The sequence below is a fragment of the Cellulosimicrobium funkei genome, from assembly GCF_004519295.1.
In the GTDB taxonomy this organism is placed as follows: domain Bacteria; phylum Actinomycetota; class Actinomycetes; order Actinomycetales; family Cellulomonadaceae; genus Cellulosimicrobium; species Cellulosimicrobium funkei.
The window spans coordinates 1-19,409 of record NZ_SOZH01000008.1; the positions used below are offsets into that span (position 1 = coordinate 1).

At 73.3% G+C, this 19,409-nt stretch carries 15 protein-coding genes and 1 pseudogene; all 16 read right to left on the reverse strand.

From position 1 onward, the window contains the following. A pseudogene (locus tag E1O70_RS13645) lies at positions 1–1,043 on the reverse strand (Ig-like domain-containing protein); the annotation flags it as partial. Positions 1,044–1,397: 354 nt separating this feature from the next. Further along, the gene (locus E1O70_RS13650) at positions 1,398–2,402 is read right to left on the reverse strand and encodes a polyprenyl synthetase family protein (protein WP_034652106.1); all 1,005 of its coding nucleotides are present in this window, start codon (positions 2,400–2,402) and stop codon (positions 1,398–1,400) included. Positions 2,403–2,467: 65 nt separating this feature from the next. Continuing rightward, positions 2,468–4,249 (reverse strand): NADH-quinone oxidoreductase subunit NuoN, encoded by a 1,782-nt coding sequence (gene nuoN, locus E1O70_RS13655; RefSeq protein WP_061269244.1) that lies wholly within the window; start codon positions 4,247–4,249, stop codon positions 2,468–2,470. Continuing rightward, positions 4,246–5,916, reverse strand: a complete 1,671-nt coding sequence (locus E1O70_RS13660; protein ID WP_061269245.1) for an NADH-quinone oxidoreductase subunit M — start codon at positions 5,914–5,916, stop codon at positions 4,246–4,248. The genes nuoN and E1O70_RS13660 overlap by 4 nt, the downstream gene beginning before the upstream one ends. Before the next feature lie 13 nt (positions 5,917–5,929). Further along, entirely contained in the window at positions 5,930–7,960 is a 2,031-nt protein-coding gene (nuoL, locus tag E1O70_RS13665) for an NADH-quinone oxidoreductase subunit L (RefSeq protein ID WP_082774816.1), read from the reverse strand. A 13-nt stretch (positions 7,961–7,973) separates the two neighbouring features. Further along, the gene (gene nuoK / locus E1O70_RS13670) at positions 7,974–8,273 is read right to left on the reverse strand and encodes an NADH-quinone oxidoreductase subunit NuoK (protein ID WP_061269246.1); all 300 of its coding nucleotides are present in this window, start codon (positions 8,271–8,273) and stop codon (positions 7,974–7,976) included. After that, the gene (locus E1O70_RS13675; protein ID WP_082774818.1) at positions 8,273–9,151 is read right to left on the reverse strand and encodes an NADH-quinone oxidoreductase subunit J; all 879 of its coding nucleotides are present in this window, start codon (positions 9,149–9,151) and stop codon (positions 8,273–8,275) included. Before E1O70_RS13675 ends, nuoK begins: the two co-directional genes overlap by 1 nt. A gap of 47 nt (positions 9,152–9,198) precedes the next feature. After that, on the reverse strand, positions 9,199–9,930 hold the full coding sequence (gene nuoI, locus E1O70_RS13680; protein ID WP_061269247.1) for an NADH-quinone oxidoreductase subunit NuoI: 732 nt from the start codon (positions 9,928–9,930) through the stop codon (positions 9,199–9,201). Continuing rightward, positions 9,923–11,335, reverse strand: coding sequence for an NADH-quinone oxidoreductase subunit NuoH (gene nuoH, locus E1O70_RS13685; protein WP_061269248.1), 1,413 nt, complete (start codon positions 11,333–11,335; stop codon positions 9,923–9,925). The genes nuoI and nuoH overlap by 8 nt, the downstream gene beginning before the upstream one ends. Then, positions 11,332–14,016 (reverse strand): NADH-quinone oxidoreductase subunit G, encoded by a 2,685-nt coding sequence (locus E1O70_RS13690; RefSeq protein ID WP_061269249.1) that lies wholly within the window; start codon positions 14,014–14,016, stop codon positions 11,332–11,334. The genes nuoH and E1O70_RS13690 overlap by 4 nt, the downstream gene beginning before the upstream one ends. After that, on the reverse strand, positions 14,016–15,383 hold the full coding sequence (nuoF, locus tag E1O70_RS13695) for an NADH-quinone oxidoreductase subunit NuoF (protein ID WP_061269250.1): 1,368 nt from the start codon (positions 15,381–15,383) through the stop codon (positions 14,016–14,018). The genes E1O70_RS13690 and nuoF overlap by 1 nt, the downstream gene beginning before the upstream one ends. After that, positions 15,380–16,264 (reverse strand): NADH-quinone oxidoreductase subunit NuoE, encoded by an 885-nt coding sequence (gene nuoE / locus E1O70_RS13700; protein WP_061269251.1) that lies wholly within the window; start codon positions 16,262–16,264, stop codon positions 15,380–15,382. The genes nuoF and nuoE overlap by 4 nt, the downstream gene beginning before the upstream one ends. Then, positions 16,261–17,640 (reverse strand): NADH-quinone oxidoreductase subunit D, encoded by a 1,380-nt coding sequence (locus tag E1O70_RS13705; protein WP_021481792.1) that lies wholly within the window; start codon positions 17,638–17,640, stop codon positions 16,261–16,263. Before E1O70_RS13705 ends, nuoE begins: the two co-directional genes overlap by 4 nt. Beyond that, positions 17,637–18,362, reverse strand: a complete 726-nt coding sequence (locus E1O70_RS13710) for an NADH-quinone oxidoreductase subunit C (RefSeq protein WP_044144182.1) — start codon at positions 18,360–18,362, stop codon at positions 17,637–17,639. The genes E1O70_RS13705 and E1O70_RS13710 overlap by 4 nt, the downstream gene beginning before the upstream one ends. Positions 18,363–18,409: 47 nt before the next feature. Next, positions 18,410–18,961 (reverse strand): NuoB/complex I 20 kDa subunit family protein, encoded by a 552-nt coding sequence (locus E1O70_RS13715; RefSeq protein ID WP_021481794.1) that lies wholly within the window; start codon positions 18,959–18,961, stop codon positions 18,410–18,412. 57 nt (positions 18,962–19,018) lie between these two features. Next, the gene (locus tag E1O70_RS13720; protein ID WP_021481795.1) at positions 19,019–19,381 is read right to left on the reverse strand and encodes an NADH-quinone oxidoreductase subunit A; all 363 of its coding nucleotides are present in this window, start codon (positions 19,379–19,381) and stop codon (positions 19,019–19,021) included. Between the last annotated feature and the right edge of the window lie 28 nt (positions 19,382–19,409).

Sequence of the window (19,409 nt, forward strand, 5' to 3'; positions counted from 1 at the left end):
ACGTCCCAGTCGTCGACCTTCTGGTACTCGTCCGCCGCCATCCACAACGTCCCCGCCGACAGGTCGTTGAGCACGATCACCTGCCGGTTCACCCGGTACTCCAGGCGAGCCTGCGGGTCGATCCCCTCCAGGCGGGTGTCCAGGTCGCGGTCGGTGCCCTCGCAGTCGCGGACCACCTGGCCGGTCGAGGCCCACGCCCCGTACGTGCACGACCCGAGCTGCACGGGCGCCGCCGGGCGGCCCTCAGCCGTGCGGCGGACCGCGTCGCCGCCGGCGAGCGGCTGCGTGACGAGACCGCGCGACGTCGCGACCACCACGTCGTCGGACGCCGCCGAGGGCTGCTGCAACCGCGCCTCCGCGCCGTCCTCGAGCGCCACCGTGCGGCCGCCGGGCAGCACGAGCCGCGACGCGGAGCGGTCCAGCACGACCGGCTCGTCGCCGACCGCCGTCACCTCGACCTCGGCGCCCGTCCCCACGGGCAGCGTGGTGGACGCGGGCTCCCCCGAGACCGCGCCGCGCGCCGTCGTGCGGACCGTCCACAGCGTCCCGGTCGACGGGACCGCGACGAACACCGTGCCGTCCTGCGCGACGACGACGTCCCCGTCACCCTCGACCTCGACCGTCGGGTCCAGCTCCTCGGCGTCGAACGAGGTGGCGCCGTCGAACGGCAGGACCCACAGCAGGCCCTCCTCGCCGTCGAGGATCGCGGTCGTCGCGCCCCCGGAGGCGACCTGCGCCCCGGCCGGCATGCGCACCTGGCCGTCGAGCTTGAGGTGGGCGACGTCCACGGGCGAGGCGGTCCCGGTCCCGGCGTCCTCGAGGAGCACGCGGCCCGCGTCCTGCTGCACGTCGAACGACGCGCTGCCCGCGTTGAGCGTGCCGTCCATCGCCTGGGACTCGTAGTTGAACCGCCCCACCAGGCCGGCCGACGTCTTCGTCACCCACACGCCCGAGTCGTTGAGGTCCACGTCCGCCGTGGCCTCGCCCTCGGTGAACAGCGCGAGTCCCACCAGCGCCGTCGAGAACACCGACACGGTGCTCACGGACGCGACGGTACGGCGGTGCTCACGCAGGCGCGCCAGGAAACCCACAAGTCCTCCGAGGTGCCGGATCGGGAGGCGACCGGTCCCCTTCGCCGGCCCCCTCGATCTCGCACTTGCCAGGCGGCCCCACCGATCGCGCAACCGAGGATAACGGGAGGGCGAGTGAGATCCGACACCCGTCCCATGGGGAGAACTCCCCTCTCGGTCCGCGCGCCCCGGGCCCACCGGCGCGGACCGCCGTCGGGTGTGCCGCTACCGGCCGGGCCGGACGGGTGTCCCGGGCAACCAGCCCGGGCACCGGGACGCCCTCGCGCCCACGACACCCGCGACCGGAAAGTTCACCCTCTCGGCGCGTCAGGCGGCGCGGTCCGCCAGGGCCTCCGCGAAGGACCGCAGCGCGTCGCTCACCGGCCCGGGGGGCAGCGTGTCGAGCTCGTCGACGGCGGAGCGAGCCCACCGGACGGCGAGGGCGCGCGTCTCGGCGAGCACCTCGTGCCGGCGCAGCGCCGCGACGGCCGCCGCGAGCGCGGCGTCGTCGGTCAGGTCGGAGTCGAGCAGCTCGACGAGCGCCGCGTCGTCCTCCGTCGCGGTCCCCTGCGCGATGCGCGCGCGCAGCAGGAGGACCGGCATCGTGGGGACCTTCTCGCGCAGGTCGGTGCCCGGGGTCTTGCCCGACTCGTCGCCGGAGGACGCGAGGTCCAGGACGTCGTCGGCGAGCTGGAAGGCGACCCCCAGCCGCTCGCCGTAGGCCGCGACCGTCTCGACGACGTCGGCCGGGCAGCCGGCGAACATCGCGCCGAGCCGCGCGGACGTCGACAGGAGCGACGCCGTCTTGTCCGCGAGAACCTCCAGGTAGTGCTCGACGGGGTCGTCGCCCTCGCCCGGCCCCGTGGTCTCGTGGAGCTGGCCGAGGCAGAGCCGCTCGAACGTCCGCGCCTGGATGAGCACGGCCTCCGGGCCGAGCGCCGCCACGGTCGACGCGGCGCGCGCGAAGAGCAGGTCGCCGACCATGATCGCGACGGAGTTGCCCCACACCGCGTGCGCGGACGGCGCACCGCGCCGCACGGGCGCGGAGTCCATGACGTCGTCGTGGTAGAGCGACGCGAGGTGCGTGAGCTCGACGACGACGGCCGCCTCCGCGACCTCGGGCCGCGTCCCGTCCCCCAGCTCGGCCGCGAGCAGCGTGAGCAGGGGGCGCAGGCGCTTGCCCCCGGCGTTGACGAGGTGCCGCGACGCCGAGTCCGCGAGCGGGTCGGCGTGCGCGACGGCGGCCCGGAGCCGGGTCTCGACCTCCGCCAGGCGCTCGGTGAGGGCGGCCGCGAGCTCGGGGTCCGAGATCGGGATCGCGGTGGTCGTCACGGGAGCGGTCCGCTCGCGCGGGCCGCGGGACCCGGCGGGCGCGGAGGGGACGGGAGGCACGGAGGTCACGGGACGAACTTAACCGCCTCGGCCGCCAGATCGAGAACCGGGGAGGGGAACACACCGAGGAGGAGCACCCCGATCGCGCACACGGCGATCGCCACGGTCGTCGGTCCGGTCGACCGCACGACGGTCACGCCGGTGCCCTCGGAGGCCTCCGCGCCGCCGTCCGCGCCGTCGCCCACGCCGCCGGACGGCGCCGTGAAGAACATCAGCACGATGAGGCGGACGTAGAAGAACACCGCCACGGCCGAGGCGAGCACGCCGACCACCGCGAGCACCCACGTGGAGCCGCCGCCCTGCCCGTCGGGGCCGGCGATCGCCGCACCGAACGCGGTGAACTTCGCCACGAACCCGGCGGTCAGCGGGATGCCCGCCATGGAGAGCAGGAAGAGCGAGAAGACGCCGGCGAGCCACGGGCTGCGGCGTCCGAGACCCGCCCACTGGGCGAGGTGGGTGGCCTCGCCGAGCACGGCGACGGGCTCCCGGGACGGGCCGTCCGTGACGTTGTCCGCCGCGTCCGAGCCGTCGGCTCCCCCGGCGCCCGCCCCGACGGTCGCGGGCACCCGCTCGCGGACGGGGGCCGTCTCGCGGACGAGCGTGACGACCGCGAAGGCGCCGACCGTCGCGAGGCCGTAGACGAGGAGGTAGAACACCGTCGCCCGCAGCGAGAGCTGGGAGAACCCCAGGACGCCCACGAGGATGAACCCCGCGTGGGCGATCGACGAGTACGCGAGGAGCCGCTTGACGTCGGTCTGGACGGCACCGACGACGGTCCCGACGACCATGGTGAGCAGCGTGACGATCCACAGCGCGACGAACAGGTCCTCGCGCGTGGCCGGCGACGACTGCGCGAGGCCGAGGCTCACGACGTACAGCACGCGCAGGAGCGCGCCGAACGCCGCGGCCTTGGTGCACGCCGCCATGAAGCCGGTGATCGGCGTCGGGGCCCCCTGGTAGACGTCGGGGGTCCACGAGTGGAACGGAGCGGCACCGATCTTGAACAGCAGCCCCGCGAGGATGAGCAGGGCACCGACGACGACCAGCCCGGGCATGCTCGCGAGCGGGCCCTCGGGCGTCGCGAGCGACCGGTACACCTCGACGAGGTCCACCGAGCCGGCGAACCCGTAGACGAGGGCGACGCCGAACACGAACAGCGCGGACGCGAACGCGCCGAGCAGGAAGTACTTGAACGACGCCTCCTGCGACAGCAGGCGGCGACGCCGGGACATCGCGGACAGCACGTACAGCGGGAGCGAGAGCACCTCGAGCGCGACGAACATCACGAGCAGGTTCCCGGTGGCGGGGAAGATCATCATGCCGCCGACGGCGAACAGCACGAGCGGGTAGACCTCGGTCTGCTCGAGCCCCTTGCGCCGCGTGAGGTCCTCGTACGGCGAGCCGGGGACGGCGGCCGCGGACGGCGCGAACGCGTCCTGGCCGGTCGACGTCCGGTCGGCGATCACGAGGATCGCCAGGAACGCGAGCAGCACGACGATGCCCTGGATCGCGAGCCCGAAGGGGTCGATGACCATCGACCCGCCGAGCACCCGCACGCCGTAGGCGGCGCCGTCGGCGCCCTGGACGGCGGGGTCGCGCCACAGCACGACGACGAGCGCGAGCGCCGCGGCGGTCGCGAGCAGGGCCAGGACGACCTGCACCGTGCGCCGGACGCGCGCCGGGACGAACGCCTCGACGAGCACGCCGACGACGCCGGCGCCGAGCACGACGAGGACCGGGGCGAGGTACAGCCAGTCGACCGTGGGGGCCACGAAGGAGTCGTTCACGACTCGCTCCCTTCGTCGGAGCTACGAGTGACGGACGTGCCCTGGCTCGAGGAGGCGACCTGCTCGGTCCCCGCGGCGAGCGGGTCGGAGCGCGGCGGGTCCTCGACGCCCGCGACCGCGAGGTCGGAGAGCGTCACCTCGGCGGGCTCGCGCACGAGGTCGAGCGCGGGCGCCGGGTAGAACCCGAGGACGAGGAGGGCGACGAGCAGCGGCGCGACGACCCACTTCTCGCGCGCGCCCAGGTCGGGGAGCCGGTCGAGCCCCTCGCGCGTGGCGCCCGTGAAGATCCGCTGGTAGGTCAGCAGCACGTAGAGGGCGGCGAGCACGACGCCGAGCACCGCGACGAGCGCGGCCCACGGGCTGCGCGCGAACGTCCCGACGAGGACCATGATCTCGCTGACGAACGTCGACAGGCCGGGCAGCGACAGCGCGGACAGGCCCGCCACGAGGAACGTGCCCGCGAGCACCGGGACGACCTTCTGCAGGCCGCCGTAGTCCGCGATGCGCTGCGAGCGCTCGGGGTGCCGCGCGACGAGGAAGCCCGCCAGGAGGAACAGCGCCCCGGTCGAGATCCCGTGGTTGACCATGTAGAGCGACGAGCCGGACACGCTGAGCGACGTGAACGCGAAGATGCCGAGCACGATGAACCCGAAGTGCGACACCGACGTGTAGGCGATGAGCCGCATGAGGTCGCTCTGCCCGATCGCCATGAGCGCGCCGTACAGGATCGACACGACGGCGAGCACGACGACGACGGGCGCCGCCCACCTGCTCGCGTTCGGGAACAGCGGCAGGCACAGCGTGAGCATCCCGAACGTGCCCACCTTGTCCAGGACGCCGACGAGCAGCGTGGACGTGCCTGCGGGCGCGTGCTGCGCGGCGTCGGGCAGCCAGGTGTGCACGGGGAAGAGCGGCGCCTTGATGGCGAACGCGAGGAAGAAGCCGAGGAACAGCAGCCGCTCGATCGTGACCGGCATCGGGTTCTCCGCGAAGTACCCGACGAGGTTCGTCGTGAGGAACGCGTCCTCGGGCCGCGCGCCCGTGGCCGGGTCGATCGGCACCTGGACGTAGAGCGCGATGACGGCCGCGAGCATGATGAGGCCGCCCGCGAGCGAGAACAGCAGGAACTTCACCGCGGCGTAGCGCCGCCGCGCCCCGACGCCGAACCCGCCGATCATGAAGTAGACCGGGATGAGCATGGCCTCGAACAGCACGTAGAAGAGGAACACGTCGCGCGCGACGAACACCGCGACCATGAACGCCTCGAGCAGCAGCACGAGCGCGAGGTAGTGGCGCAGGCGGCGGACGTCGCCGTCCTGCTCCTTCCACGCGGCGAGCACGACGAGCGGGACCAGCAGCACCGACAGCGCGACGAGCGCGAGCGCGACGCCGTCGGCGCCGACCGCGTAGCTCGCCCCGATCTGCGGGATCCAGCGGTACGTCTCGGCGAGCTGGTGGGTGCCGGCCGCGGACGTGTCGAACGCCGTGAACGCGCCGACGAGCAGGCCGAGCTCGACGAGCGCCGCGCCGAGCGCGATGCCGCGCACGGCACGCAGCGCGCCCGCGCCGACGCCGCGTGTGCGGGCCGCGGCCGTGAACCACACCGCCGCGGCACCCACCAGGGGCCAGGCGATGAGCAGGGACAACCAGGGGACGGAGGTGGTCATGGGTGTCTCCCTCTCAGCTCGCGGAGCCGGTGGTCAGGGCGAGGACGACGGCGACGACGACGACGAGGCCGCCGAGCATCGTCGCGCCGTACGAGCGCACGTAGCCGTTCTGCCACCCGCGGAGCCACTCCCCTACCTTGCCGACGAGGCCCGCCAGGCCCATCCAGCCGCCGTCGACCATCTCCTTGTCGGCATAGACGAGCGAGCGCGTGAGGTACTGGCCGGGACGCATGAACACCGTCTCGTTGACGTCGTCCTGGTACAGGTCGCGGCGGGCCGCGCGCGTGAGCACGGAGCCGCGCGGGGCGCGGACCGGGACGCTCGACATCGCGTACTGGCGCCACGCGAGGGCCGCGCCCGCGAGGACGAGCAGGAGCGTCAGGGCGATGAGCGACCAGACGGGCAGCACGGGCTCGTGGTGCTCGGCGTGCCCCGTGACGGGCTCGAGCCACGTGACGAAGCGCGAGCCCGCGGCGAGGATGCCGCCCAGGGCCACCGACCCGACGGCGAGGACGATCATCGGCCACGTCATGAGGCGCGGGGACTCGTGCGGGTGCTGGACCGGACCGTCCTGCGGGCCGAGGCCGTCCACGGAGCCGCTGCCGTCGTTCCAGCGGCGGCGACCGGAGAACGTCATGAAGAACAGGCGCGACATGTAGAACGCGGTGATGCCCGCGCCGAGCAGCGCCACGCCGCCGAAGACCCACGCCCGCCACGGCTCGCCGTCGACGGGGACGAACGCGGCCTCGATGATCTTGTCCTTGCTCCAGAAGCCCGAGAACGGCGGGATCCCGAGGATCGCGAGCCAGCCCATCATGAAGGTGATCCACGTGACCTTCATGTACCGCGCGAGGCCGCCGAACCGGCGCATGTCGACCTGGTCGTCCATGCCGTGCATCACGGACCCCGCGCCGAGGAACATCCCGGCCTTGAAGAAGCCGTGCGTCACGAGGTGGAAGATCGCGAACGCGTAGCCGATCGGGCCGAGCCCGGCGGCGAGGATCATGTAGCCGATCTGCGACATGGTCGACGCGGCGAGCGCCTTCTTGATGTCGTCCTTCGCGCAGCCGACGATCGCCCCGAAGAGCAGCGTCACCGCACCGACGATCACCACGACGAGCTGCGCCGTCGGCGCGCCCTCGAAGATCGGCGCGGACCGTACGACGAGGTAGACGCCCGCCGTGACCATGGTGGCCGCGTGGATGAGGGCGGAGACCGGCGTCGGGCCGGCCATCGCGTCCCCGAGCCACGCCTGGAGCGGGAACTGCGCCGACTTGCCGCAGGCCGCGAGCAGGAGCGCGAGGCCCGTCGCCGTGAGCAGCGCGGTCGAGGCCTCCGGCACGCGGGCGAACACCGTGCTGAAGTCGAGCGCGCCGAACGTCGCGAACATGAGCATCATCGCGACGATGAGGCCGATGTCGCCCACGCGGTTCATGACGAACGCCTTCTTCGCCGCGACCGCGTACGCCCGGTTGTGGTTCCAGAACCCGATGAGCAGGTACGACGCGAGGCCCACGCCCTCCCAGCCGACGAACAGCAGGAGGAACGAGTCGGCGAGGACGAGGACGAGCATCGCCGCGATGAACAGGTTGAGGTACGCGAAGAACCGACGCCGGTCGCGGTCGTGCGCCATGTAGGCGACCGCGTACACGTGGATGAGCGTCCCGACGAACGTCACGAGGAGCACGAACGTCAGGGACAGCGGGTCGATCCGCAGCCCGACGGCGAGGTCGAGCCCGCCGGACACGATCCAGTCGAACAGCCGGTAGTCCACGACGCGCTCGTCGACCGGGAGGCCGAGCATCGACACGAAGAGGACCAGGCCCACGACGAACGCCGCGGCGGACATCAGCACGCCGAACCAGGCGCCCCAGCGGTCGCTGCGGCGGCCCGCGAGCAGCAGGACGGCCGCCCCGACGAGCGGGAGCAGCACGAGCAGCGGCGCGGCGAGGAACGCGCCCGGGACCGTCTCGGTCGCGGGCACGACGTCGGTCGCGGTCAGCAGTCCGCCCGCCGACGGCAGGGCGGGAAGGAGCATCGTCATCGGTGCCGGCCCCTCAGCTCTTGAGCAGGTTGACGTCGTCGACCGAGGCGGACCGACGGGTGCGGAAGATGGACACGATGATGGCGAGGCCGACGACGACCTCCGCCGCCGCGACCACCATGACGAAGAACGCGAGGACCTGGCCGGTCACGTCGCCGTGCATGCGGGCGAACGTGACGAACGCGAGGTTGGTCGCGTTGAGCATGAGCTCGATGCCCATGAACACGATGATCGCGTTGCGGCGCAGCAGGACCGTCGCGGCGCCGATCGCGAAGAGGATCGCGGCCAGCACGAGGTAGTGGGTGAGCTCCATCAGTCCTCTCCTCCCGGGGTCGCGCCGGGCACGCGGGACCGGCCCGGGTCGTCGGGGCCTCCGACGTCGCCGGCGGGCGGCTCGCCCTCGGGATGCTCGGCCGTCGCCGCCTGCACCACGCGCTCGTTCGCGTCCTGGGCCCGCAGCGCGGGCAGGGCGCGGTGCGGCTCGTGCTCGACGAGCACGTCGCGCTCGGCCTCGAGGATCGTGCCGGCCGAGCGCTCCTGGCCACGGATCCGCAGGATGCGGGACACCGACTCCTCGATGGGCCGCCCCTGCGGGTCGAGGGCCGGCGTGTCCATCGCGTTGTTCTGCGCGTAGACGCCGGGCGCGGCGAGCGGCGTGAGCCGGCCGCCCGAGGGCAGGGCCGCGACCTTCGCGTCCGCCTGCTCGCGCTGGCCGACCTTCGGGGTGAGCCGGCGCCGGTGCGTGAGCACGAGCGCCGAGACCGCGGCAGTGATGAGCAGGATGCCCACGACCTCCATCGCGAACACGTAGTCCGCGAAGAGCACGCGCGCGAGCGCCGTCGGGTTCGTCACCGCGTTCGCGGCCTCGAGGCCGACCGCGGGCGGGAAAGCCGCCTGCGAGACGACGCCGACCAGCACGGCCCCGAGCCCGAGCCCGAGGAGCACGCCGATCCAGCGCTGGCCGCGGATCGTCTCGACGAGCGAGTCCGACGCGTCGACGCCGACGAGCATGAGCACGAAGAGGAACAGCATCATCACGGCGCCCGTGTAGACGACCACCTGGACGACGCCGAGGAACGGCGCCTCCTGCGCGATGTAGAGGATCGCGAGGTCGACCATGACGAACATGACCGCGATGGCGGCGTGCACCGCCTTGCGCGCGAAGAGCAGCGAGAGCGCCGCGAGCACCATGAGGGGGGCGAGGACCCAGAAGAGGACCGCCTCGCCGCCGCCCCCGATCACCGCGCGCCCTTCCGGGCCGACGGACGGGCGGACCGCCCGGACGGCTGCGTGACCCGCCGGACCTCCGGCTCGCGGCCCGCCGGCTCCGGCGGGAGCGTCGGGTCGTCCGGCCGGTGCTCGCGCACCCACTCCACCTGCTCGGCCACCGGTCCGCTCACCTCTCCGCGGTAGTACTCGGTGTCCGACGTCCCGGGCACCATCGGGTGCGGCGCGGAGAGCATGCCCTCGCGCAGCGGCGCGAGGAGGTCCTGCTTCTCCCAGATCATGCCCTCACGCGTCGGGCCGGCGAGCTCGTACTCGTTGGTCATCGTCAGCGCGCGCGTCGGGCACGCCTCGATGCACAGCCCGCAGAAGATGCAGCGCAGGTAGTTGATCTGGTAGACGCGGCCGTACCGCTCGCCGGGCGACATGTGGCCGCCGTCGGGCAGGTCGGCGTTGTCCGCGCCCTCGACGTAGATCGCGTCCGCGGGGCACGCCCAGGCGCACAGCTCGCACCCGATGCACTTCTCGAGCCCGTCGGGGTACCGGTTGAGCTGGTGCCGGCCGTGGTAGCGCGGCTTGGGCGGCACCTTCTGGCGCGGGTACTGCTCCGTCACGGTCGGCCGGAACATCGAGGAGAAGGTCACGCCGAACCCGGCGACGGGCGCGACGAGCTCGCGAAAGCCCTTCGCCTGCGGGCGGCGGACCTCGTACTCGCCCGGCCGGTCCGGCTTCTGGTCGTCAGCCACGGTCGACCTCCTTGTCGTGCGGTGTGTCGCGGGGAGCACCGGCACCCGGTGCGGACGTCCTGGCCGCGCCCGCGTCGTCGGGCACGAGGGCCCGACGACGCGGCGAGGGCGGGAGCGACTGGCCGGGCAGCGGCGGGACGGGGAAGCCGCCGGCGAACGCGTCGAACGGCTCGGGCGCGGCGCCCGCGGCGCGCGGAGCGGCGCCGGGTGGCGCCTTCTTCTCGGGCCAGAACCACGCCGCCGCGACGATCACGACCCCGAGCCCCACGGCGACGCCGACGACGACGCCCAGCTCGACGTCGAGGAACTGGCGGACCGCCTGGACCAGGGCCAGGAGGACCAGCCACGCCAGTGCGGCCGGGATGAGCCGCTTCCACCCGAAAGACATGAACTGGTCGTAGCGCAGGCGCAGCAGCGTGCCGCGCACCCACACGAAGAAGAACATGACGGCCCAGACCTTGACGAGGAACCAGAGGATCGGCCACCAGCCCTCGTTGAACATCCCGTCGTTGATCGCCGAGAGCGGCCACGGCGCGCGCCACCCGCCGAGGAACAGCGTCGTCGCGACCGCGGAGACGTTGAGCATGTTGATGTACTCCGCGAGGAAGAACCACGCGAACTTCATCGACGAGTACTCGGTCATGTACCCCGACACGAGCTCGCCCTCGGCCTCGGGGAGGTCGAACGGCAGGCGGTTCGTCTCACCGACCATGGAGATCACGTAGATGACGAACGCCGGCAGGAGCGGGAGGAACCACCACAGCTGCGTCTGCGAGTCGACGATGCGCGAGGTCGACATCGACCCCGCCATGAGGAAGACGGAGACGAGCGAGAGGCCCATCGCGAGCTCGTAGCTGATGACCTGGGCCGTCGAGCGGACCGACCCGAGCAGCGGGTACGTCGAGCCGGACGACCAGCCGCCGAGCACGATCCCGTACACGCCGAGCGACGCGCACGCGAGGATGTAGAGCGTCGCGACCGGGAAGTCGGTGAGCTGGGCGGGCGTCACGTAGTCCGTGAAGGGGATCTGCACCTCGGGCCCGAACGGGATCACCGCGAACACGAGGAGCGCGCAGAACACGGAGATCATCGGCGCGAGCAGGTAGACGAACTTGTCGGCCGCCTTGACGGTGATGTCCTCCTTGAGCAGGAGCTTCATCGCGTCGGCGAGCGACTGCAGCAGGCCGAACGGGCCGTGCCAGTTCGGGCCGGGCCGCACCTGCATGCGGGCGACGACCTTGCGCTCGAACCAGATCGCGAAGAGCACGCTCGTCAGCAGGAAGACGAGGATGAGGACGGCCTTGACGAGGTACGTCCAGCCGTTGTCCTGCGAGAAGTTCGCCGTGATGCCGGGCACCGCCGGCGTCTCGGTGGCCAGCGCGTGGAGCGCGTGCAGGCCGCTCATGCGCCCTCCCCTCCGTCGGTGGTCCCCGGCTCGAGCCGGACGAGGTCGCTCGGCACCGCGCCGAGCGTGGCGTGCACGGACGACCCCGGCGAGCGCAGCGGCAGCCACACCACGTGGTCGACCATGTCGGTCACCACCACGGGGAGCGTGACCGCGCCCCGGTCGGTGACGACGCGCACGAGCTCGCCGTCGAACACGTCGACCGCGGCGGCCGTGGCCGCCGACAGGCGGGCCACGGGGCGCTTGGCCGTGCCGGCGAGGTACCGCTCGCCGTCCTGGCCGCGCGCGTCGTCGAGCAGGAGGCGCCAGCTCGCGAGGACCGCGGTCCCCGGCGCGACGGCGGGCGGCTCGGTCGCGTCGACCGTGGGCGCCGCGGCGCGCGCGCCGTCCCACGCGCCGTCGCCCACGAGCTGCTCGAGCTCGGCGCGCACGGCCTCGAGCGTCGGCAGGCCGAGCGGGGTGCCGGCGGCGTCCGCGAGCGCGTCGAGCACGCGGTGGTCAGGCATCGCGGTCGAGGCGAGCGCGGCCGGGAACGGGCGCACGCGTCCCTCCCAGCTGACGAACGCCCCGGCCCGCTCCACGGGCGGGGCGACCGGGAGCACGACGTCGGCGTACTCCGTCACCGCCGAGCGCCGCACCTCGAGCGAGACGACGACGTCCGCCGCCTCGAGCGCGCGGCGCGCGTGCGCCGGGTCGGGCAGGTCGTCGAGCTCGAGCCCGCCCACGAGGACGCCCGCGAGCTGGCCGACCGAGAGCGCGTCGAGCATCTCCCCCAGGTCGCGGCCCGGCGCCGTGGGCAGCCCCGCGGGGTGGTCCTCGGTGGTCGCCGCGTCCCACACGGTCGCGACGTCCACGCGGGCCGCGGCGTCGGCGACCGGGCGTCCGCCCGGCAGGAGGTTGGGCAGCGTGCCCGCCTCGACGCCGCCGCGCTCGCCCGCTCGGCGCGGGACCCAGGCGAGGCGTGCGCCCGTCGCGGCGACCGCGCGCAGCAGCGCGCTGTACCCGCCGGGCGTCGTGGCGAGCCGCTCGCCCACGAGGACGACCGCCCCCGGCTGGCGGAGCGCGTCGCTCGCGTCGGCGAGGACGTCGTCGGTGCCGCTCGCCTCGTCGAGCGTGCGGACCCGGTCGCCCGCGGCGATGCCGTCGAGCCACTCCGCCTCGGTGCCCGGGGCGGCGGGGAGCAGCGTGCCGTGCATGCGCTGCACGCCGCGCGACGCGAACGGCGCCACGGAGAACACGCGGACCCGGTGCCGCAGCGCGCCCTTGCGCAGGCGCAGGAACGCGACGCCCGCCTCCTCCTCGGCCTCGAGGCCGACGAGCAGGACCGCGGGGGCCTTCTCGAGGTCGGGGAAGGTCACGCCGAGACCCGTGCCGGCCACGGCGTGCGCGAGGAAGTCCGCCTCCTCCGCGCTGTGCGCGCGGGCCCGGTGGTCGACGTCGTTCGTGCGCAGCCACGTGCGCGCGAGCTTGGCGTACGCGTACGCGTCCTCGACCGTGAGCCGCCCGCCCGGCAGGACGCCGACCCCGCCCGCGTCGCGGGCCCGGGTCAGGGCGTCGGCCGCGACCTCGAGCGCCTCGGCCCACGAGGCCGGGCGCAGCTCGCCGCGCGTGACGGTCCCGTCGGGCGCGACCTCGCGGTCGCGCACGAGCGGGTGCGTGAGGCGGTCCGGCGCGGACTGCCACGTGAAGGCGAAGCGGTCCCGGTCGGTGATCCACTCCTCGTTGACCAGCGGGTCCTGGCCCGCGAGGCGGCGCAGCACGACGCCCCGGCGGTGGTCGACGCGGATCGCCGACCCGGACGAGTCGTGCTCGGCGACCGACGGCGTCGAGACCAGGTCGAACGGGCGCGACCGGAAGCGGTACGCCGCCCCCGTGAGCGCGCCGACCGGGCAGATCTGCACGGTGTTGCCGGAGAAGTACGACGCGAACGGGAGGCCCGACTCGTCCTCCAGGGCCAGGCCCACCGGGCGGTCGCCGGGCGCCTGGCCCGCGGGCGGCGCGAAGTCGAGCACGGCCTCGTCGAAGCGCCCGATCTGCTGCGCGGCGCCACGCTTCTGCAGGTCGATGAACGCGTCGCCCGCGATCTCCTGGGAGAAGCGCGTGCACCGCTGGCACAGGACGCAGCGCTCGCGGTCGAGCAGGATCGTCGTCGAGACGGCGATCGGCTTGGGGAACGTGCGCTTGACGTCGACGAACCGGCTGGTCGCGCGCCCGTTGCTCATCGCCTGGTTCTGCAGGGGGCACTCGCCGCCCTTGTCGCACACCGGGCAGTCGAGCGGGTGGTTGATGAGCAGCAGCTCCATGATCCCGTGCTGCGCCTTGTCGGCGACCGGGCTCGTGCGCTGGGTCTTCACCACCATGCCCGGCGTCGCCTCGAGCGTGCACGACGCCTGCGGCTTCGGCATGGGCCGCACGTTGCCCTCGCGGTCGGGCGCCGCGACCTCGACGAGGCACTGGCGGCACGCCCCGGCGGGCTCGAGCAGCGGGTGGTCGCAGAACCGCGGGATCTGGATCCCGATCTGCTCGGCCGCGCGGATCACGAGCGTGCCCTTGGGCACCGACATCTCGATGTCGTCGATCGTGAACGTCACCTGGTCCGCGGGGGCCGGGGGCTTGGCCGCGCCGCCCGAGGGCGCGACGGCCGAGGAGCCGGTGCCCGGGGCGGGGGTCGTGGTCGTCATCAGTGCACTCCTGCCGTCAGGACGCGGGCCGGGCGGGGCGTGTAGTCGAAGAGCGCCGAGGCCGCCGGGTCGAACGGGCAGCGGTGCTCCGTGATGTGCGCCTCGTACTCGTCGCGGAACAGCGCGATGCTGCTCGTGACGGGCGACGTGGCGCCGTCGCCGAGCGCGCAGAACGCGCGGCCCAGGATGTTGTCGCACGTGTCGAGGAGCAGGTCGAGGTCGGCCTCCGTGCCCTGGCCCGCCTCGATGCGCGCCAGCACCTGCTTCATCCAGTACGTGCCCTCGCGGCACGGCGTGCACTTGCCGCACGACTCGTGCGCGTAGAAGTCGGTCCACCGGCTCACGGCCCGCACGACGCACGTCGTCTCGTCGAAGAGCTGGAGCGCGCGCGTGCCGAGCATCGAGCCCGCCGCGGCGACCGACTCGTAGTCGAGCGGGGTGTCGAGGTGCGCGTCGGTGAACAGCGGCGTCGACGAGCCGCCCGGCGTCCAGAACTTCAGCGCCTTGCCCCCGCGCATCCCGCCCGCGAGGTCGAGCAGCTCGCGCAGCGTCGTGCCGAGCGGGGCCTCGTACTGCCCCGGCCGCGTCACGTGCCCGGAGAGCGAGAACAGGCCGACGCCGGCCGAGCGCTCCGTGCCCATCGAGGTGAACCAGTCCGCGCCGCGCGCGACGATCGACGGCACGCTCGCGATCGACTCGACGTTGTTGACGACCGTCGGGCGCGCGTACAGGCCCGCGACCGCGGGGAACGGCGGCTTGAGCCGCGGCTGCCCGCGGCGGCCCTCGAGCGAGTCGAGCAGCGCCGTCTCCTCGCCGCAGATGTACGCGCCGGCCCCGGCGTGGACGGTGACGTCGAGGTCGAAGCCCGACCCGAGCACGTCCTTGCCGAGGTAGCCCGCCTCGTACGCCTCCTCGACCGCGCGCAGCAGGCGGCGGTACACGTGCAGCACCTCGCCGCGCACGTAGATGAACGCGTGGTCGCACCCGATCGCGTACGACGTGATCGCCACGCCCTCGACGAGCGCCTGCGGGCTCGCGAGCATGAGCGGGATGTCCTTGCACGTGCCCGGCTCGGACTCGTCCGCGTTGACGACGAGGTAGCGCGGGCCGCCGTCGGGCGCGGGCAGGAAGCCCCACTTCATGCCCGTGGGGAACCCCGCGCCGCCGCGGCCGCGCAGGCCCGACGCCTTGACCGTCGCGACGACGTCGCCCGGGTCCTGCCCGAGCGCGGCGCGCAGGCCCGCGTAGCCGCCGCGGTCCAGGTAGGACGCGAGCGTCCAGGACCGGTCCGCGTCCCACGTGTCCGACAGGACCGGGGTCAGCGGGTCCGGCGCCGGGCGGGTCTGGGTGCTCTGCTGCTCGCTCATGCGTCCGCTCCCTTCGACGGGTCGGGCTTCGTGCCGGGCGACTCGGCCTTGCCGCCGGGGTCGACGTCGGCGTCGGTCGTCGGCTTCCGCTCGGCGCTCGACTGCGCCTCGCCGGCGTCGGGCGCACCGCCGGCGGGAGCGCCGCCGTCGGGGGCCGCCTCGGCGTCCGTCTCGTCGGCCGGGGCGGTCCAGCCGTGCTCGCGCGCGAGCCGCAGGCCGGCGAGGGTGGGCTCGCCCGCGCCGACGCCCTCGTCGGCGCGGCCGTCGGGGAAGCCGGCGAGCACGCGGCTCATCTGCTTGAACGTGCACACGCTCGCCGCGCCGCGCGTCGGGGCGACGGGCTCGCCGGCGCGGAGCCGGTCCACGACGTCCGTCGCGCTGCCGGGGGTCTGGTTGTCGAAGAACTCCCAGTTGACCATCATCACGGGCGCGTAGTCGCAGGCCGCGTTGCACTCCACGCGCTCGAGCGTGATCGCGCCGTCCTCGGTGGTCTCGTCGTGCCCGACGCCGAGGTGGTCCGACAGCTCGTCGAAGATCGCGTCGCCGCCCATGATCGCGCAGAGCGTGTTCGTGCAGACGCCCACGGTGTAGGTGCCGTTGGGGTGGCGCTTGTACTGCGTGTAGAACGTCGCGACGGCGGAGACCTCCGCCGCGGTGAGCCCGAGCTGCTCCGCGCAGAACAGGATGCCGTCGCGCGACACGTAGCCGTCCTCGGACTGCACGAGGTGCAGCATCGGCAGCAGCGCGGAGCGGGACTCGGGGTAGCGCGCGACGATCTGCGCGGCGTCGGCGGCGAGCCGCGCCGTCGTCTCCGCGTCGTACCCGGGGCGGGAGCGCCCGGCGGGCGTCCCGTCCGTCGCAGGTCCGGCGTCGATGGTCATCGGTCCACCCCTCCCAGCACGGGGTCCAGGGACGCGACCGCGACCACGACGTCGGCCACCTGGCCGCCCTCGCACATCGCCGCCACGGCCTGGAGGTTGTTGAACGACGGGTCGCGGAAGTGCGCCCGGTAGGGGCGGGTGCCGCCGTCGGACACGAGGTGCACCCCGAGCTCGCCGCGCGGGTGCTCCACGGTCTGCCACGCCTGCCCCACGGGGACCCGGAAGCCCTCGGTGACGAGCTTGAAGTGGTGGATCAGGGCCTCCATCGAGGAGCCCATGATCTCCTTGATGTGCTCGAGCGAGTTGCCCTGGCCGTCGCTCCCGATCGCGAGCTGCGCGGGCCACGCGATCTTGCGGTCGCCGACCATGACGGGCTGCCCCGCCGTCGCCTCGAGGCGGTCCAGGCACTGCGCGACGATGTGCAGCGACTGGTAGCACTCCTCGAGCCGCAGCACGACGCGGTCGTAGCAGTCGGCGCCCGTCGCGGTCGGGACGTCGAAGTCGTACGTCTCGTAGCCGCAGTACGGGTCGGCCTTGCGCACGTCGTACGGGTGGCCCGTCGAGCGCAGCACCGGGCCGGTGACGCCGAGCGCCATGCAGCCCGCGAGGTTGAGGTGCCCGACCCCGACGAGGCGCCCCTTGAAGATGGGGTTGGCGAGCATGAGGTCGCCGAGCTGGCCGAGGTAGCGGCGCACGAGCGGGTCCGCCCGGCGCACCTGCTCGACGAGGTCCGGCGGCACGTCCTGCGCGACGCCGCCCGGGCGGACGTACGCGTGGTTCATGCGCAGCCCCGTGACCGCCTCGAAGATCCGCAGGATCTCCTCGCGCGCGGTGAACGCGATGGTCATGACGGTCGTCGCGCCCATCTCGTTGCCGCCCGTGCCGAGGCACACGAGGTGGGACGCGATGCGGTTGAGCTCCATCATCAGCACGCGGATGACGCTCGCCCGTTCGGGCACGTCGTCCGTGATGCCGAGGAGCTTCTCGACCGCGAGGCAGTACGCCGTCTCCTGGAACAGCGGCGCGAGGTAGTCCATGCGGGTGCAGAACGTGACGCCCTGCGTCCACGTCCGGAACTCCATGTTCTTCTCGATGCCCGTGTGCAGGTAGCCGATGCCGCAGCGCGCCTCGGTGACCGTCTCGCCGTCGATCTCGAGCATGAGGCGCAGCACGCCGTGCGTCGACGGGTGCTGCGGACCCATGTTGACGACGATGCGCTCCTCGCCGAGCGCGGCGGCCGCGACGGCGCTCTCCGCGATCTCGGCCCAGTCGCCGCCGGACGCCTCGAAGCTCGGGACGCCGGGGTCGAAGTCGCCGACGGGCGGACGGGTGGCGTGCGGGGCGCCGCCGGGGGCACCGGTGGTGTGCGTGCTCACGAGTACGACCTCCTCGTGTCGGGCGGGGGCACGGTCGCGCCCTTGTACTCGACGGGGATCCCGCCGAGCGGGTAGTCCTTGCGCTGCGGGTGGCCCGGCCAGTCGTCGGGCATCTCGATGCGCGCGAGCGACGGGTGGCCGTCGAAGACGATGCCGAAGAAGTCCCACGTCTCGCGCTCGTGCCAGTCGTTCGTCGGGTAGACGGACGTCGTGGTCGGCACGTGCGGGTCCGCGTCCGGCACCGACACCTCGAGCCGCAGCCGCCGGCCGTGGGTGATCGAGGTCAGGTGGTAGACGGCGTGCAGCTCGCGGCCGACGTCGTGCGGGAAGTGCACGCCGCTCACGCCCAGGCTCAGCTCGAAGCGCAGGTCCTGGTCGTCGCGCAGCGCCCGGCACACCTCGACGAGGTGGTCGCGGTGCACGTGCAGCGTCAGCTCGGCGTGCGCGCCGGGCGGGTCGACGACGACGCGCTCGACCGCGGCGTCGAACGCGACGCCGGAGGCCTCGAGCACCTCGGCGAGGACATCCACGACCTCGTCGAACCAGCCGCCGTAGGGGCGCGCGCTCGCGCCCGGCATCGCGACGGGCTGCACCAGGCCGCCGTAGCCGGACGTGTCGCCCGAGCCGTGGACGCCGAACATGCCCTCGCGGACCTCGACGACCTCGAGCGTGCGGGGCGCCCCGGCACCGGTCACGAGGTCGGCAGACCGGGGGCCGTTCACCTCCTCCGGCTGCGGCACCGGCGTGCCGGTGCCGCTCTTCTCGTCCGTCACCGCAGCAGCCCCTTCATCTGGAACGTGGGCGTCGCCTCGAGCGCCGCCGCCTCGGCGGCGCGCGCCGCCTCCTTGCGGTTCACGCCGAGCGGCTCGTGCTGGATCTGGTCGTGCAGCGCGAGGATCGCGTTGATGAGCATCTCCGGCCGCGGCGGGCAGCCGGGCAGGTAGATGTCGACCGGGACGACGTGGTCGACGCCCTGCACGATCGCGTAGTTGTTGAACATGCCGCCGCTCGACGCGCACACGCCCATGGACAGGACCCACTTGGGCTCGCTCATCTGGTCGTAGACCTGTCGCACGACCGGCGCCATCTTCTGGCTCACGCGCCCGGCCACGATCATGAGGTCCGCCTGGCGCGGCGACGCGCGGAAGACCTCCATGCCGAAGCGCGACAGGTCGAACCGCGACGCGCCCGCCGCCATCATCTCGATGGCGCAGCACGCGAGGCCGAAGGTCACGGGCCACAGCGACGCCTTGCGCAGGTACCCCGCGAGGTCCTCGATCGTGGTGAGCAAGAAGCCCGAGGGAGCTTCCTCGATCCCCATGGTGTCTCTCCTAGTTCTCTCGCCGGTGCCCGCCGGGGCCCCCGCTGGGTGCCACCGTCAGTCCCACTCGAGGCCGCCGCGGCGCCACTCGTAGACGAACGGGACGGTGATGAGCGCGAGGAACGCGAGCATCGCCACCAGCCCGAACGTCGCGAGCGTCGCGAAGTCGACGGCCCACGGGTAGAGGAAGACGACCTCGATGTCGAAGACGATGAACGTCATCGCGACGAGGTAGTACTTGATCGGGAAGCGCCCGCCGCCGACGGCGTGGGGCGTGGGCTCGATGCCGCACTCGTAGGCGTCGAGCTTGGCGCGGTTGTACCGCTTGGGGCCGATGACCGCGCTCGCGGCGACGCCGCCGAGCGCCAGCACGGCGGCCACGCCCATGAGGACGAGCAGCGGGACGTACGGGTTGGTCATCGTCGACTCCTCGAGTGGGGGCTCGGGA